The organism is Pseudoalteromonas sp. PAST1, from assembly GCF_021532515.1.
In the GTDB taxonomy this organism is placed as follows: Bacteria; Pseudomonadota; Gammaproteobacteria; order Enterobacterales; family Alteromonadaceae; genus Pseudoalteromonas; species Pseudoalteromonas simplex.
The window spans coordinates 87,350-103,789 of sequence record NZ_JAKGBH010000008.1; the positions used below are offsets into that span (position 1 = coordinate 87,350).

Here is a 16,440-nt window from a genome sequence, read left to right on the forward strand (position 1 = left end):
TCCTGTGCGCTCAAATATATTAAGCGAATTGATGGTTATCTATTAAAATGTCGTGCTATAAACCTTTAATATAGGCTTATACATAAGCACAATGTAGAACTCATAAGTAAAAAATGATTGTTTTTACTTATGAGAATCTGGCTCTTTGTATTAATTATAGAGTATACAAAGGGTGAATGACGTTATTATGACACCGGTGTCAGGTAGCGTCAATACACATACCTTTTTAAAGGGTATTATAAAAATCTGGTCCGATGCCTTGGTTATTTTGATATACTGAGGACAACGTCGCTTCATGATTTCGATGATTTATCTCAAGTTGGCTGTCAAGCTCGCATTTTTGGGCTGCTTGGGTATAATGCGCGCGTAATTATTTTGATTAACTAACCAATAGTTGTTACCGAGGAGGACACTAAATGCAAGTTGCATTAGTAGGGTTAGGCGTTATGGGTAAAAATCTTGCCCTCAACCTGATTGAAAAAGGGCTGACATTAGTAGCTTATGATAAAAACCCAGATGCGGGTGCCGAGTTACTAAGCTGTGCGAAAGCACTAGGTTTGGCAGACCGTTTACATATTGTGTCTGATTTAAATGATATGGTTAGACGCTTAGAGCCGCCTCGTTCGATTCTTCTTTTAGTTCCTGCTGGTGAATTGGTTGATAAAGTATGTACAGAGCTTGCAGAAGCAGGTGTTGACTGTGATGACATTATCGTAGATTGCGGCAACAGTAACTACAAAGATGGCATTAGCCGTAAACTTAAATATCAAAACAAATTTGAATTTGCCACTATGGGGATTTCTGGCGGTGCAGAAGGCGCACGTCACGGTCCTGCAATGATGGCAAGTGGTTCAGAAGGCGGCTGGGAGCGTGTTGAGCCGTGGTTTGAAAAAGTAGCGGCAAGCTACAAAGGTGAGTCGTGTTTTGCTCGTGTGGGCCAATCTGCAAGTGGTCACTTTGTGAAAATGGTTCATAACGGTATCGAATATGCGTTAATGCAATTAATTGCAGAAATGTATCAATTATTACGTTTAGGTACTAATCGTTCACCAAAAGAAGTGGCTGACATTTTCAATGAATGGTCTGAAGGCACTTTAAATAGCTACTTACTGTCAATTTCAAGCCATATCTTAAGCCTTGAAACGACAGAAGGCGAGCCGCTCGTTGATTTAATTGACAATAAAGTTGGCGCGAAAGGCACGGGTTTATGGACTGCACAAAATGCTCTAGAGCTTGGTATTGCAGTGCCATCACTCGTTGCGGCTGTTCAAGCACGTCACTTAACAAATACGTGTGATACGCATGCTGCTAAAGAAATGACTTACGCTGCTAAAGCAACTGATACCGTTGATTTAGACTTAGCAGAGCTAAAAGATGCATTCACATTGGCAAGTTTACTTGCTTATCGTCAAGGTTTAGCACTTATCAAAGGTGCGTCTCGTGCGCATCAGTGGAAAGTTGATCTTTCTAAAACGCTACAAACGTGGCGCGCTGGCTGTATCATTCGTGCTGATTACTTAGACAATGTCGCTGAAGGTGTAGAATTTATTGATTCTATGCAGCGTGAATCAGCAGCATTACGTAAAGTAACGGGTGCAGCAGTTGCATCTGGTTTAGCTTTCCCTGTGTTAACAGCAACGCAAACTTACATTGCGACGTTAACAACACCAAGTAATGGCCACCTTGTGCAAGCACAACGTGACTACTTCGGTGAGCATGGTATTAAAACTCACAGTGGTGAGATTTGCCATTTAACAGACTTAGTTGAGATTGACGAAAAAGTTCGTTAATTATCAAAAAGAATAAAAAAGGCACCAATTGGTGCCTCTTTTGTATTTGCTGCATTAACGACTTAGCTCACCGCGCAGGTTGTCTTGCATCAAGTGACGAATTGTTTCTACTTCCAGCTTTTGACTAAATAAGTAGTGTAACTTGGTCAAACAGGCTTCTAATGTCATATCGTAGCCACTGATCACACCACAATTTAATAAGGCATTACCGGTTGCATAACCGCCCATATTAACTTGGCCTTTTAAGCACTGTGTTAGATTAACAATCACCATACCGCGTTTACTTGCATCATTAAGTATGTCTAAGAACGCCGGATCTTGCGGGGCATTACCCACGCCAAAACTTAATAACACAAGAGCTTTGATGTCGTCATTAACTAAACTTTTAACCACTTTTGGGCTGATCCCAGGATAAAGATAAAGCACACCAATTGGCTGTGGCGTGATATTTGACACCTGTAGTTCGTTATCAACATAAGGGCTAAGTTGCCCTTTGATCAGTTGAATATTAATTCCTGATAGTGCTAATGGTTCAAGGTTCGGTGATGCAAAGGCATCAAAGCCATCAGCATGGGCTTTTGTTGCACGGTTACCACGGAACAACTGGTTATTAAAAAACAGGCTTACTTCGGCAATTGGGTAATTAGCGGCTAAATACATGGCATTAAGTAAGTTTACTTGGCCATCAGAACGAAGTTGCGACAATGGAATTTGTGAGCCAGTCACAATTACAGGTTTTGTTAGGTTTTCGAACATGAAAGACAAAGCAGAAGCTGTGTAGGCCATAGTATCGGTACCATGCAAAACCACAAAGCCATCATAGTCTTGGTATTTACTCTTAATATCGTCAGCAATTAATTGCCAGTGGGCAGGGGACATATCTGAAGAATCAATAAGTGGGCAATATTCGTGAATATCAAACAAAGGCATTTCATCACGATTAAACTCTGCATTATTGACCACTGTTTCGGTTAAAAAACCTTCTGCCGGAACATAGCCACGGCTCGATTTTTTCATACCGATAGTACCACCCGTATAGGCGATATATATACGTTTACGTTTCATAAAAAAAGCCCAGTTAAATAACTGGGCTTAGTATACCTAAAATCGCTTAGCTAAGTAACTTATTGAATTACATTACACACTAAACAACGAGCGTAAACGCCTTGTGGATCGTTGTAATCTTTTAGATTATCGATCTCACTACTTAACTGATTAATAAGGCTTTGTAAGTTAGCTTGTGTTGCGAGTACTGAGTGTGATGAATCAGACTTAGCAAAGAAGCTCTTAACAGCCGCGGTGCCAAAGATATCTTGCAGCATTTGCTCTTGTGGTGTTAATGACTGTTTGATGGTCTTAACATCATAATGATTAAGCTTAGCAAGCTCAGCTGCCGCCTTAATTGCATCTTGCTTATCGCCAAGTTTATCAACTAAACCTAGTTCTTTCGCTTGAGTTGCAATCCATACACGGCCTTGGGCAATTTTATCAACTTGCTCAGGCGTCATGTTACGTGCTTCAGCCACTACATTTAAAAAGCGTTTATATGCATTTTCAACGCTCATTTGTATGATGTCTGACATTTTATCGTCAAGTGGGCGTGCAATAGAGAAGCCAGCAAGGTCAGTTGTTGCAACACCATCTGAGTAAATACCTAATTCAGCCATGGTATTTTCAAACGTCATGAAAGTACCAAATACACCAATTGAACCTGTAATTGTGCTAGGGGCTGCCCAAATTTCATTGGCTGCAGATGCAATCCAGTAACCACCTGATGCAGCCACTGAGCTCATTGATGCGATAACCGGTTTACCCGCTGCCTTAAGTGCTAATACTTCAGCGCGGATAACTTCAGAAGCAAACATACTACCGCCACCTGAATCGATGCGTAGTACAACGGCTTTCACTTTGTCATCAAGACGCGCTTTACGAAGTAGGGCTGCAGTAGAGTCACCACCAATTTCACCTGCTTTACGCTCGCCATCGACAATGGTGCCTTTAGCTACAACGACAGCTACTTTTTCAGTAATTGGGTTATCGAACTCAACAGGCGGTTTTACCAGCGATAAATACTCACGGAAGCTTACTTGCTTAAAGGTTTTACCTGTTTCTTCTGCACCGACTAACTCAATAAGTTGTTGGCGAATTTGTTGTGATGTTTTTAAAGAATCAACCCACTGATTATTTAGCGCGTATTGGCCCGAGTTACCATCCACTGCTTGCATTTTTGCAAGATAAACATCCATGTCTTCATCGAAATTACTTTCATCGAATGGACGGCTTGCTGCAACGTCAGTTTTGTACTCGTTCCAAAGTGCAGTTAACCAAACACTATTCGCTTCTTTTGCCGCATCTGACATGTCATTACGAATAAATGGTTCAACCGCTGATTTATAAGTACCCACACGGAAAATATGTTGAGTCACTTTTAACTTTTCAAGCGCATCTTTGAAGTACAGTGGGAACATACCGTAGCCTTCAATGCTCACACCACCATATGGGTGCATAGACACTTCATTGGCATGGGCAGCAATATAATATTGTGCTTGGGTATAGTAGTAGCCCGTTGCAATAACTTGCTTGCCTGCATCTTTAAACGCATCAATTGCTTTCGTTATTTGTTTTAGCTTATTAATGTGCGCGCTTGGCATTTTTTGTAGGTCAAGAAGCATAACAGTGATGCGATCATCTTTAGTTGCTTCGTTGATCACTTCAATGACGTCATCAAGAAGAATTTCTGATGGTGCTTCTTTACCCATAGTTGCATCGTTGATGGCTGCTTCTACAGGATCAACATAGGTTTTTTCTTCAACAATAGGGCCATTTAAGTTTAGGCGTAGCACGGTTCCGTTTGCTACTTTTACTTGATCTTCTTCGCCAGTGATAGCAACAAAGAAGAGTATTACTAGTAATAGAAATAATATGTTTAGGACCAAACGGCGGGAAAAATTAATCCCGGTCCAAATGCCTTTAAATATCTTTGCTAGCAAAATAAATCCTTAATTCAGTACAGCTTAGTAGTGAACTCATCTTAGCTTAGAATAACTTTAAAATTAACTGTTAAATAGTAACAGAGTGTTTAAAACGATAATTTGCTACCGATTAATTAGCAGCGAAAAGTTGATTATTCTAAGTTATTGCCGCAGAATCTATTTCAAATAGAGGTTCGACCAGTTAACGGGGCACACAATGTTAGAACAAAAATTACAATTACCGCATACCGAACTTCGTAATCGTTTGGTTATGGGATCAATGCATACTGGCTTAGAAGAAGGCTGGCATAACCGCAAACGCTTACGTGCATTCTACGAGGCACGTGCCAAAGGCGGCACGGGTTTAATCATTACAGGTGGCTACAGCCCAAATATTCGTGGCAAGCTATCTCCGTTCGCATCAACATTTAATTCATTTTATGATGTGATCAAACACAAAGCATATACTGATGCGGTGCATCAACATGGCGGAAAAATTTGCTTACAATTATTGCATGCAGGTCGCTATGCGTATCATCCATTCAATCAAGCGCCAAGTTCAATTCAAGCTCCTATTAATCCATATAAACCTAAAGAAATGTCGTTAGGTTCAATTAAAAAAACCATCAAAGACTTTGCTAACTCAGCAAAAATGGCTGAAAAAGCAGGTTATGACGGTGTTGAAATCATGGGTTCTGAAGGTTATTTGATTAATGAATTCATGGCTAACCACACCAATAAAAGAACAGACAACTATGGCGGTAGTTTAGAAAACCGTATGCGCTTGGCTGTTGATATTGTTAAAGCTGTTCGCGCTAAAGTCAGTCAAAAGTTCATTATTGTATTTCGTTTGTCTGTAATGGATTTAATTCCTAATGGATCAACGCCTGATGAAGTAAAGCAACAAGCCCTGGCACTTGAACAAGCTGGCGTTGATATCTTTAACACCGGTATTGGTTGGCACGAGGCTCGTGTACCTACGATTGCCAGTATGGTCCCAGCAGGTGCATTTAAAGAAGCATCAAAACGCTTAAAAGATACAGTATCAGTGCCAGTTATCGCGGTTAACCGTATTAACACGCCGGAAATTGCCAATGGAATTTTAGAAGCAGGCGAGTCTGATTTAATTTCGATGGCCCGCCCTTTATTAGCAGATCCAGAGTTTTTCAATAAATACGTTAATAATAAGTCTGAACAAATCAATATTTGTATTGGTTGTAATCAGGGTTGCTTAGACCATGTGTTTAAAAATAAACGTGCCACCTGTTTGGTTAACCCACAAGCGGCTTTTGAGTTAGATTACAGCCTTGAGAAAGCACCATCTTCTCGATTAGTTCTGGTTGTGGGTGCTGGCCCTGCTGGCCTTGCTGCAAGTTGTTACTTAGCAGCGAAAGGTCACAAAGTGACTTTAATTGAACGTAAAGAACAAATGGGTGGCCAATTTAATTTAGCCATGCAAGTGCCGGGTAAAGAAGACTTTAACCATACCCTTAACTACTTTACTAATGAATTAAAGCGCTTACATGTCGATTTACAGCTTGGTACTGAATTTACTGACAATATGCTCAATCAATACGATGATGTGGTTTTTGCAACAGGCGTACGTCCGCGCGAAGCCAAAATCGAATGCAGTGATGGCAAACGTGTATTTGCTTACGATGAGGTCATTCGTGGTGAAGTAGAACTCGGTGAGAAAATTGCGATTCTAGGTGCCGGTGGTATCGGTTTTGATATGGTTGCCTTTTTAAGTGAACACAAAGGCCAAACAATTGAGCAATTCAAAACTCAATGGGGTATTGAATGCGAAGCTAAGCCTGAAAAAGACAATCGCCAAATTTATATGCTTAAGCGAAGTGCAGGGCGTTTTGGTAGTGAACTTGGTAAAACAACGGGTTGGATCCACCGACAAGTTGCCAAACAGCACGGTGTTAAACAAATCGCTGAGTGTCAGTATCTAAGCTTTGATAAGCAAGGCTTGAAGATAACGGTAAAAGGTGAAGAGCAAATCCTCGATGTTGATACCGTGATTGCTTGTATTGGTCAGGTATCAAATACTGAAACGTTCGACAATCAAACCGAAAACGCGAAAGTACACGTTATTGGTGGCGCAAAACTAGCTGCCGCTATCGATGCTAAACGTGCAATTTTTGAAGCGTTACAAGTCGCTCGTAAAATTTAATTGAAAGTAAACTATAAAACGTGCGGTCTATGTGATTAATCTATTTAGTCACGAGACCGCTATGTTGAACACACACCTAATACCCCTTTACCAACACACCTTAAAGAAACTGCAGTATTTAGATGGACTACCGAGTCTATTAATTCGCTTGATTTTAGCCCCAGTGATGATCATTGCAGGCTTTAATAAGCTTGCTTTAAGCGGTGATGTTACTCATTTTTATCAATACTTTTTAGCATCTGAAGATATTGTTGCATGGTTTGGAAATAGTGACTGGGGTTTAGGCCTACCCATGCCCTCTGTATTGGCCTTTTTAGCTGCATGGACTGAGTTTTTAGGGGGGATCTTTATATTATTGGGTTTATTTACTCGTTTAACCGCAATTCCTTTGATGATCACCATGCTGGTTGCAGCGACAACAGTACATGCCAGTAATGGCTGGTTTGCTGTAACACCTACCGATGCCAGCACCAGCCCAGCGAGAGTACTCAATTGGCTTGCAATACCTGGTAGTGAAGCTAGCCTAGTTAATTCTGATGAAGCCAGCGAAAGATTAACCAAAATGCGTGAGTTGCTAGAAACGCATGGTTATACAGAGTACCTTTATGCGAAAGGGAAACCTGTGATCTTAAATAATGGTATTGAGTTTTCTGCCATATATTTTGTTATGTTATTGAGTTTATTTTTTACAGGGGGTGGTCGTTACGTTAGTTTAGATTATTGGTTAACTAGAAAAGTATCGAATAGCTTTCTTGCTCATAAAGATAAATGATAAGCTTGGGTTTTCTGCCCCGATTATTAAGGGGCGTCGTACTTAAGCATTTACGGAATATTCATGGACGCTTTAACGCTATTACAAACTCGACAATCAGATCCTCGCCTTATCGCACCTGGACCTACTGCAGAACAACTTGAAATTATTAAGCGAGCGGCCATTAAAGTGCCTGATCATGGCTGTATTGCGCCTTGGCGATTTATTGTCGTTGAAGGCGATGCACGTAATAAATTAGGCGATATCTATCATCAGGCCGCTGTTGCTGAAAACCAAGATGATAGAACCATTGAGCGCGCTAAAGAACTACCGCTGCGATCTCCGATGATGATCATTGCCATTGCAGATGTAACTGAAAACCCAAAAGTGCCACGTATTGAACAAGTACAAAGTGCAGGCTGCGCTGTACTTGCAATGCAACAAGCGGCATTCGCCCAAGGTTTAGGGGGTATTTGGCGCACAGGTTATTTTGCACAGAGCCCAGCTGTTAAAGCGGCACTCGGTTGTAAAGAACAAGATGAGATTGTTGGTTACCTCTATTTAGGTACGCCGGAAATAGACATTAAAAAACCTATCAGACACAAGCCAGAGACGTTTTTTGAGAATTTATAAATAGTAGGAACTTTTTTGCAGTTAAGCAGTCAGACAATATTAAGCTTACTTATGTTAGTTTTTTTAGATTTAGCTTAGCTGTAAGAAGCGCACGGATGCAAAAAACGAAATAATTCTTCTTCAGTGTGTTTTTTAATCGGTTATTTTTTGTTAACGTATGGAAAGTCTTAAAAAAATAACGATAAAGAAGACGAGAACAATGGGAAACTTATTTTTACGTGAAAAAGAAAATTGGTTCGCTTGGTCAATTTGGGGCTTAGTTGGCGCTGTTGTCACATTTTTTGTTGCCATGTCTACAAAACAACCTCATTACCTTGGCTTGTCTGCTGTAGTGGTATTACTTCTATTGACATGGTGGATGCAAAGCACTAAACGTTTCGATTTCGGCCGCGCTTTTAAAATTTGTTGCTACGTTTTAACGATCACCTGCTTACCCGCCTTCGCATTAGTTATTGTACCGAGTTATAACCTCAATAAAATTGACGTAATAGTGCAGGGCTCAGGTTTTGCAATTGTTAGTTTAATTGTTTGTTTAGTTTGCTCTTTAATCGCAAAGCGTCCGAAGCAGTACTATTAAAAATACTTTTTTAAAGTTTTTTACATTTAAGGCTTTACAACGAACGCAGTAAACACTATTATGCGCGCCGTACGGAGAGATGGCAGAGTGGTCGAATGCACCGGTCTTGAAAACCGGCAGGGGTTTGTAGCCCCTCTAGGGTTCAAATCCCTATCTCTCCACCATTATTTAGAAAAACCGCCTTTAGGGCGGTTTTTTGCTATCTGGAGATAAGTAATGTCAGCAAGCGAGTCTTCTTCTACACTAATGCGCATTGTTAAACATGTTCTGCTTTGGTGTATCTTTTCTTATTTTTATCACAGCGGGATCAATGTACTTGTAGCTATGGCCCATGATGCGCAGCCTGATTACGGGCTAATATCTTCAATCGCTTATGGTATTGGGTTTAATGTGTTAGTAGGGCACCTTATTGGCAAATACGACAAGCATTGGCCTGTTATTGCAGCATGTGTGATTTCTACTGTGGGTCTTATTGCTGTGCCTTTAATTATGTTAGGCAAAGATGGTTTAATGAGCGGCTTTTTTATTGCTTCGATGATCGCTACATTACCTGTTGCGACATTTGTAATTGATAAAATAAAGCAGCGAATTAGTGCAAACACTGAGCAAACGCAGTAAAACTAGGCGATATTCGTTGTTTTTTTATGTTAGTATGAGCACGTCTTTTAACTAAATAAACGTGAATTAAAACATGTCAGATAATTTTACAACAGACGCTGAAAAAGCAAGTTACGGTATTGGTTTACAAATGGGTGAGCAATTAAAAGCGAATCCATTCGAAGGTTTAAACTTAAATTCTGTATTTGAAGGTATGAAAGACGCATACACTGGTAATGATTTCCAAGTTGAAATCCCTGAAATTCAAGCAGCTTTTGAGAAAATCAACGCTGAGATCCAAGCTCGTCGTGAAGAAGAAGCTAAAGTTCTTGCAGCTGAAGGTATTGCATTCTTAGAAGAAAATGCAAAACGTCCTGAAGTAACAGTAACTGAATCAGGTCTTCAATACGAAGTACTTACTGCAGGCGACGGTGAAAAACCAACTGCAGATTCAACAATCCGTGCACACTACCACGGTACACTAATCAACGGTACAGTATTTGACAGCTCATACGAGCGTGGTCAACCAGCTGAATTCCCAGTTGGCGGTGTAATCAAAGGTTGGACTGAAGCAGTGCAAATGATGGGTACTGGTTCTAAGTGGCGTTTATACGTACCACACGAACTTGCTTACGGTGAGCGCGGTGCTGGTGCAGCAATCGCTCCTTTCTCAACGTTAATCTTTGACGTTGAGCTATTAGAAATCATCTAATCGATTTCAAATAGATATAAAAAAACCTGCTTTAAGCAGGTTTTTTTATATCTGAACCAAATAGCTAATTAGCTATTTGATTCAGCGTATTCTTTACACGCAGCAGTGTCTTCACATTCACCATATAGGTAAAGAGAGTGGTTCGTCAGTTTAATACCATTCTCTGTTGCGATTTCTTCTTGACGACGTTCAATAGTGTCGTCTTCAAACTCAACTACCTTACCACATTTTAGGCACACTAAGTGGTCATGGTGAGTGCTACCTGATAATTCAAATACTGACTTGCCGCCTTCGAAGTGGTGGCGAGATACAATACCTGCATCATCAAATTGGTTAAGAACACGGTAGACAGTTGCAAGACCAATCTCTTCGCCTTTGTCTAAAAGAATTTTATAGACATCTTCAGCGCTGATGTGTTGGTTGTCTGGAGATTGTAGAATCTCTAAAATTTTAATACGTGGCAAGGTTACTTTTAACCCTGCTTTTTTTAATTCCAAGTTGTGATCAGTCATTCAATCTGTCTCAATTTTATTTAGTTATACTAGGCATCATCAAGATGCACACGACACATTAGCAACTATTAGAATAACGTGCCTAGTTACTAAGTGCAAAGAACAATTCGTCTATTTGCCGATTTTTCAAACAAAAATGAACTGGTTGTGCATCTTTACATCAGCTAGTAAATGCGAGTAGTACTTGTTATTAATCAGCAAGTTCCGCTAAACACATTTCGTCATAAACCTGAGCACACCAGTCTTTAACACGCTTTTCAGTAAGCTCTGGTTGACGGTCTTCATCAATACCAAGGCCAACAAAGTTGCTGTCATCTACGAGTGCTTTTGAAGCTTCGAAGTCGTAGCCTTCAGTTGACCAATGGCCCACTACGATTGCGCCACGCTCAGTAACGATATCGTTGATCATGCCCATTGCATCTAAGAAGTACTCTGCATAGTCTTCTTGGTCACCGCAGCCGAAAATAGCAACAAGTTTACCTTCGAAGTCAACTTCTTCTAATTCAGGGAAAAAATCATCCCAGTCACATTGAGCTTCACCGTAGTACCAAGTTGGAATACCGAATAACAATAAATCGAATTCAGCAATCTCTTCTTTAGAACTTTTTGCAATGTCGTGAACAGCTACAAGCTTTTTACCTAATTCTTTTTGAATCATTTTAGCTACGTGTTCAGTATTGCCTGTGTCACTTCCGAAAAAAATACCTACGCTTGACATGGATTTAAAACCTTCTATCTATCAATAGCCAATCTTTCTTGTAAAATTGTTTCAATCAACGCGCTACGGCTAATATTCTGCGCATCTGCCATATCGCTTAATGCTTGATATAACTGTGATGAAACCTTAAATTCTACACGCTTTAAACCACGTGCTTTATCTCGTTTTATTTGATTACGTTTATTTACTTTTAATTGCATATCGCGAGGTAGGGGATTTGTTTTCGGCCTACCTGGACGCTTTTCGTATTCAAATAAATCGGGTGTTGTTCTATCTGTTTCTGACTTTGCCATGTCTAGCCCACACCTGCGCCTTGCCAGAAGACTTGAATAAGTCCTTTCGCTATAAACCCAGAACAGCCTAAAAATAGCACTAACCAAACGATGTATCGGCCAAATCGTGGTACATCACCTTTTTTAAGGACGTCTTGAATTGCCATTCCAATAAAAAAGAAAATACCGGCTAAGCCAAAATACAACCCTAAGGTATCAAATTCGTTAATTAACTGACTGACCATCAACGTATAAACCTTTAAATTAAACGGCGCGTACTATATCACACAAATTTGTAATAATTTAGTGCGCACGATCAAAAACAGCGAATTTAATCAGCTCTATTAATGAGCTAAAAAATCGCTGATTGCTTTATTAACAGCAAGTGGTTTTTGGGCATGTAGCCAGTGACCAGCACCATGAATAATTTTTGCTTTTGCATTAGGGAACAACGCCATAATAGCAGGGCGGTGCTCTGCTAAAATGTAGTCAGAATCATTACCTTTAATGAACAAAGTATCACATAAACAAGAATCATTTTCACTAACTTGCGCTAAAATATTTTCATATTGCTGGTATAAAACAGCTAAATTAAAGCGCCATTGATAGTGACCTTCATCATTTTTAGCAAAGCTTTTTAATAAAAATTGACGTACGCCCATTTCATCAATGTGCTTGGCAAGTATTTCATCAGCCGCTTTTCTATCTGTGATATTAGACTGTGCAACTTCGTTTAGGCCTGCAAAAATGGCACTGTGGCGAGGGTTATTAGCAACAGGAGAAATATCTAACACGACAAGCTTATCAATAAGTGAAGGGTGATTAAGTGCTAATTGCATGGCCACTTTGCCACCCATTGAATGACCTATGATGTGCGCTTTACTAATAGTTAGATGTTCAAGTAACTCACTGACATCTTTAGACATAGCATGATAATTCATGGTATCGCTATGGAATGATTTACCGTGGTTACGTAAATCGATATTCGTTACACGATAATTTTCAGCTAATGCTTTTGCGATTACATTGAGGTTTTCAAGTGAGCCAAACAAACCGTGGATCAATACAACGTCTGAACCTTGACCCATTTGTTGGTAGTTTAATAGCATTTTCAACTCCTATTTTTAATGGCAGTATTTTGCCTAGTGAAATTACAAAATGCAAAACATAGAGAATTGCTGCGAGCTTAGGTATAATCATTGAGAACTTTTAAAATGTGACCCGTAAAGACAGGAATAACATGAAAAAAATCGACATAGACGACGAGTTATATCAATACATTGCAAGCAACACGCAAAGTATTGGTGAAAGTGCATCAACCATTTTGCGTCGTTTATTAAACCTCTCTGATGGCACCAATGCCCCAGTTGAAACAACTACTAAAACTGAACAAGAAACCCCAGTTGTTGAAGTACAAGAACAAGCAGAACAAGAATCAAGCCCTGAACCTAGCAACGAAAATGTTGAAGAGGCTGCAGAAACTGTCACAGCATCGACACAAGTGAAAGGTAATGTGTTTAATGTATTAAACAAAGAAGAGCTGGCAATGCAAAAAGGTGTTGTTGGTCGATTCTTATTTATACTTGCTGCTTTATATAGAACGCATAAAAAAGATTTTGCTAACGTGCTTGAAATTAAAGGCCGTGATCGAGTTTATTTTGCCACAAGCAAAGAAGCACTTCTGGAGAGCGGTAGCAGCATGAATCCAAAAAATATCACTGATACTGAGTATTGGGTGATGACAAATTCAAATACAACCAGAAAAAAAATGATGCTTCACGAAGTAGCACTGTGCTTAGGTTACAGCGCAGATGAAGCAGAAAAAATTCGTGATTACTTATAATCCATAAGGAAATAATATGGCGATTCATCCAGATGCAGGTAAACCTGCACCGCAATCAAGCTTAGTGAATGTACCAAAACTGATCTCGGCTTATTACTTAAATGAACCAGACCTAGAACAAAACCCAGAGCATTGTGTTGCTTTTGGTACATCTGGCCATCGTGGTTGTTCGTTCGATGTAAAATTTAATGAATCGCATATTTTAGCGATCACTCAAGCAATTTGTGATTACCGTAAAGAAAACAATATTTTTGGCCCACTTTTCTTAGGTAAAGATACACATGCATTGAGTGAAGCGGCTTTTAACTCTGCTATTGAAGTACTTGTTGCAAACGAAGTGCAAGTCATTGCACAAGAAAATGATGATTACACGCCAACGCCGGTAATCAGTCATGCTGTTGTTTGCCATAACAAAGAAAATCCAAATGAACTTGCTGATGGTATTGTGGTAACACCTTCACATAACCCGCCAGAAGATGGTGGTTTTAAATATAACCCGCCAAATGGTGGCCCTGCAGATACTGATGTTACTAAGTGGATTGAAGACAGAGCAAATCAATTACTTTTAGAAGACTTAGTTGAAGTAGAGTTATTTCCATATGCTAAAGCATCACGTTCTGGTTTTATTAAGTACCAAGACTTAATTACCCCTTATGTTGATGACTTAGTTAATATTGTTAATCTAAAAGCAATTAGCGATGCGAAAATCAAAATTGGTGTGGATCCACTGGGTGGCTCTGGTATCAACTTTTGGCCAGTCATTGCAGAAAAATATAATTTAGACTTAACGGTCGTAAATGAGTCTGTTGACCCAACATTTTCGTTCATGCCTTTAGATAAAGACGGCAAAATCCGTATGGATTGCTCTTCTCCTTATGCAATGACAAATCTTATTGCATTAAAAGATGACTATGATATCGGTATAGGTAACGACCCTGATTATGACCGCCATGGTATTGTTACGCCTGACGGCTTAATGAATCCAAATCACTTTTTAGCAGTTGCGATTGACTACTTATTAAATAACCGCGAATGGTCAAAAGAGGTCGCAATTGGTAAAACGCTGGTATCGAGCGGCATGATTGATAAAGTGGTTGCACGTAATAACCGCGAAGTAAAAGAAGTACCGGTAGGCTTTAAATGGTTTGTTGAAGGCTTAAGCAAAGGTACCCTTGCTTTTGGTGGTGAAGAAAGTGCAGGGGCGTCATTCTTACGCTTTGATGGTACAGTTTGGAACACTGATAAAGATGGTTTCATCTTAGGTCTACTTGCTGCAGAGATTTTAGCTGTAACAGGTAAAACACCATCACAGCTTTATAAAGAACTTGAGCAAGAGTTCGGTGCGCCTATTTATAAACGTATTGATGCGCCAGCTAATGCAGAACAAAAATCACGTTTAAAAGCGTTATCAGCGGATGATGTAACTGCAAGTACCTTAGCGGGTGATGCCATTACGCAAAAACTAACCCATGCTCCTGGTAATAACGCTGCTATCGGCGGTTTAAAAGTTGTTACTGAAAACGGTTGGTTTGCTGCACGCCCATCTGGCACTGAAGACATCTATAAAATTTACCTTGAATCATTCAAAGGTGAAGAACATTTAGCATTATTAGAAAAAGAAGCGAAAAAGCTGGTTGATTCAGTAATTAGCTAATTCCTCTTTTACCTATTAAAACGGCTGAGTTTCTCAGCCGTTTTTGTATTCTACTCTCACGCATTTTTAGGATAGAACAATGAGCTATTCAACTCCTTCATATCTCGAACAATTAAAAAGTACTGGCGACTTTTTAACCCTGACTCGTAACAATGAATTTTCACTCGAACCTTGTGCATTTACCCTTGAAAACGGTACTGATGTCACTGTTCACGACACGGGTATCATTGAGTTTCAACCTGCGCAGCAGACAAACAAAGATATTGTACTTTCAAGTGCGGTACATGGTAACGAAACTGCGCCAATTGAAATCTGCGATCAATTAATCAAGTCAATCGTTACAGAACAACTTACCTTGCAGCAGCGTGTACTGTTTATTTATGGTAATCCTAAATCTATTAATATCGGTAAGCGTTTTGTAGATGAAAACTTAAACCGTTTGTTTAATGGTCATCATACTGTAGAAGGCATTGCTTCAAACCCTGAGCGAGTTCGTGCAAAGCTACTTGAAGATGTTGTTTCTGATTTCTTTGCTAGAGGCAACCAGGGCAGTGAGCGTTTTCATTATGATCTTCACACAGCAATTCGTGGCTCTAAAAATGAAAAGTTTGCAGTCTATCCTTTCTTACATGGTAAACCGTGGAAAAAATCACAACTGCAATTTTTACTTAGTTGTGGCGTAAACACGGTACTAATGATGAAATCAGCGGCAACTACCTTCAGTTACTACTCGTCGTTTGTACATGGAGCTGACTCATTTACGGTAGAACTTGGCCAAGTAAAACCATTTGGCGAAAACGACATGTCGCGATTTGAGAAAACCAAACAAACCTTAATTGCATTAATTAGTCAAGAATCTGTTGAATATAAAGAATTCAATGCAGAAGATTTCGAGTTGTTTTCTGTATATAGAACAATAAACCGTACGTGTGAAGACTTTAGTTTTCCATTTGCTGATGATGTGGAAAATTTCACCGGTTTCGCAAAAGGCGAATTAATGGCAATTGATGGTCAGACCAGATATGAAGCGGAAGTAGACGGTGAAGCTATTATCTTCCCAAACGCTGATGTAGCCTTAGGTCAGCGCGCTTTGCTTACAGTTATTCCAATGCAAGTTGATAGCAACTTTATTTAAAATCTCTGCATTAACACCCACCTAGATTTAGTTAACTATATGACTTTAAAGAATTTATCTTGTTGTATAGTTAACTTTCCATGCGCTTTTAGCCA

At 39.7% G+C, this 16,440-nt stretch carries 17 protein-coding genes and 1 tRNA gene; 11 read left to right on the forward strand and 7 right to left on the reverse strand.

The annotated features are described in order from the left end of the window. The first annotated feature begins 416 nt into the window (after positions 1–416). Positions 417–1,790 carry an NADP-dependent phosphogluconate dehydrogenase gene (gene gndA / locus L1272_RS05800; protein ID WP_054553937.1) on the forward strand — a complete coding sequence of 458 codons (1,374 nt, stop codon included), beginning with the start codon at positions 417–419 and terminating at the stop codon, positions 1,788–1,790. A gap of 54 nt (positions 1,791–1,844) precedes the next feature. Here the strand turns inward: gndA and ansA are convergent, their stop codons facing one another. Continuing rightward, positions 1,845–2,855 carry an asparaginase gene (gene ansA / locus L1272_RS05805; protein ID WP_054561413.1) on the reverse strand — a complete coding sequence of 337 codons (1,011 nt, stop codon included), beginning with the start codon at positions 2,853–2,855 and terminating at the stop codon, positions 1,845–1,847. 59 nt (positions 2,856–2,914) lie between these two features. Beyond that, a complete protein-coding gene (sppA, locus tag L1272_RS05810) occupies positions 2,915–4,780 on the reverse strand; it encodes a signal peptide peptidase SppA (protein ID WP_235372961.1) in 1,866 nt (621 codons plus the stop codon). A 199-nt stretch (positions 4,781–4,979) separates the two neighbouring features. Here sppA and L1272_RS05815 point away from each other — a divergent pair, with 199 nt between their 5' ends. The 7 genes from L1272_RS05815 to L1272_RS05845 all read left to right on the forward strand — a co-directional run bounded on the left by L1272_RS05815 (position 4,980) and on the right by L1272_RS05845 (position 10,211). After that, a complete protein-coding gene (locus L1272_RS05815; RefSeq protein ID WP_235372962.1) occupies positions 4,980–6,941 on the forward strand; it encodes an oxidoreductase in 1,962 nt (653 codons plus the stop codon). A gap of 61 nt (positions 6,942–7,002) precedes the next feature. After that, positions 7,003–7,713 (forward strand): HvfX family Cu-binding RiPP maturation protein, encoded by a 711-nt coding sequence (locus L1272_RS05820; RefSeq protein ID WP_235372963.1) that lies wholly within the window; start codon positions 7,003–7,005, stop codon positions 7,711–7,713. 63 nt (positions 7,714–7,776) lie between these two features. Beyond that, positions 7,777–8,325, forward strand: coding sequence for an NAD(P)H nitroreductase (locus L1272_RS05825; RefSeq protein WP_138601088.1), 549 nt, complete (start codon positions 7,777–7,779; stop codon positions 8,323–8,325). Between the two features lie 199 nt (positions 8,326–8,524). Continuing rightward, a complete protein-coding gene (locus L1272_RS05830) occupies positions 8,525–8,902 on the forward strand; it encodes a hypothetical protein (protein ID WP_054553932.1) in 378 nt (125 codons plus the stop codon). 73 nt (positions 8,903–8,975) lie between these two features. Beyond that, positions 8,976–9,066: transfer RNA gene (locus L1272_RS05835), tRNA-Ser, on the forward strand. A gap of 52 nt (positions 9,067–9,118) precedes the next feature. Next, positions 9,119–9,520 carry a hypothetical protein gene (locus tag L1272_RS05840; RefSeq protein ID WP_054553931.1) on the forward strand — a complete coding sequence of 134 codons (402 nt, stop codon included), beginning with the start codon at positions 9,119–9,121 and terminating at the stop codon, positions 9,518–9,520. A 73-nt stretch (positions 9,521–9,593) separates the two neighbouring features. Further along, complete coding sequence (locus L1272_RS05845; RefSeq protein ID WP_054561418.1) at positions 9,594–10,211, forward strand: FKBP-type peptidyl-prolyl cis-trans isomerase; 618 nt, start codon at positions 9,594–9,596, stop codon at positions 10,209–10,211. A 68-nt stretch (positions 10,212–10,279) separates the two neighbouring features. Here L1272_RS05845 and fur read toward each other — a convergent pair whose 3' ends face one another. The 5 genes from fur to L1272_RS05870 form a co-directional block, all read right to left on the reverse strand. Continuing rightward, entirely contained in the window at positions 10,280–10,723 is a 444-nt protein-coding gene (fur, locus tag L1272_RS05850; RefSeq protein ID WP_054561419.1) for a ferric iron uptake transcriptional regulator, read from the reverse strand. 190 nt (positions 10,724–10,913) lie between these two features. Further along, a complete protein-coding gene (gene fldA / locus L1272_RS05855; RefSeq protein WP_054553928.1) occupies positions 10,914–11,441 on the reverse strand; it encodes a flavodoxin FldA in 528 nt (175 codons plus the stop codon). Positions 11,442–11,455: 14 nt separating this feature from the next. Next, on the reverse strand, positions 11,456–11,734 hold the full coding sequence (ybfE, locus tag L1272_RS05860) for a LexA regulated protein (protein ID WP_004586673.1): 279 nt from the start codon (positions 11,732–11,734) through the stop codon (positions 11,456–11,458). Between the two features lie 2 nt (positions 11,735–11,736). After that, complete coding sequence (locus tag L1272_RS05865) at positions 11,737–11,958, reverse strand: DUF2788 domain-containing protein (RefSeq protein ID WP_036968243.1); 222 nt, start codon at positions 11,956–11,958, stop codon at positions 11,737–11,739. Between the two features lie 99 nt (positions 11,959–12,057). Further along, positions 12,058–12,822: an alpha/beta fold hydrolase gene (locus tag L1272_RS05870; RefSeq protein WP_235372964.1), complete on the reverse strand. Its 765-nt coding sequence runs from the start codon at positions 12,820–12,822 to the stop codon at positions 12,058–12,060. A gap of 131 nt (positions 12,823–12,953) precedes the next feature. Between L1272_RS05870 and seqA the strand changes: the two genes are divergently transcribed. The 3 genes from seqA to astE all read left to right on the forward strand — a co-directional run bounded on the left by seqA (position 12,954) and on the right by astE (position 16,345). Continuing rightward, the gene (seqA, locus tag L1272_RS05875; protein ID WP_054553926.1) at positions 12,954–13,556 is read left to right on the forward strand and encodes a replication initiation negative regulator SeqA; all 603 of its coding nucleotides are present in this window, start codon (positions 12,954–12,956) and stop codon (positions 13,554–13,556) included. Between the two features lie 16 nt (positions 13,557–13,572). Continuing rightward, positions 13,573–15,210 (forward strand): phosphoglucomutase (alpha-D-glucose-1,6-bisphosphate-dependent), encoded by a 1,638-nt coding sequence (pgm, locus tag L1272_RS05880; RefSeq protein WP_054553925.1) that lies wholly within the window; start codon positions 13,573–13,575, stop codon positions 15,208–15,210. 79 nt (positions 15,211–15,289) lie between these two features. Next, entirely contained in the window at positions 15,290–16,345 is a 1,056-nt protein-coding gene (gene astE / locus L1272_RS05885) for a succinylglutamate desuccinylase (RefSeq protein ID WP_235372965.1), read from the forward strand. Positions 16,346–16,440 lie beyond the last annotated feature (95 nt).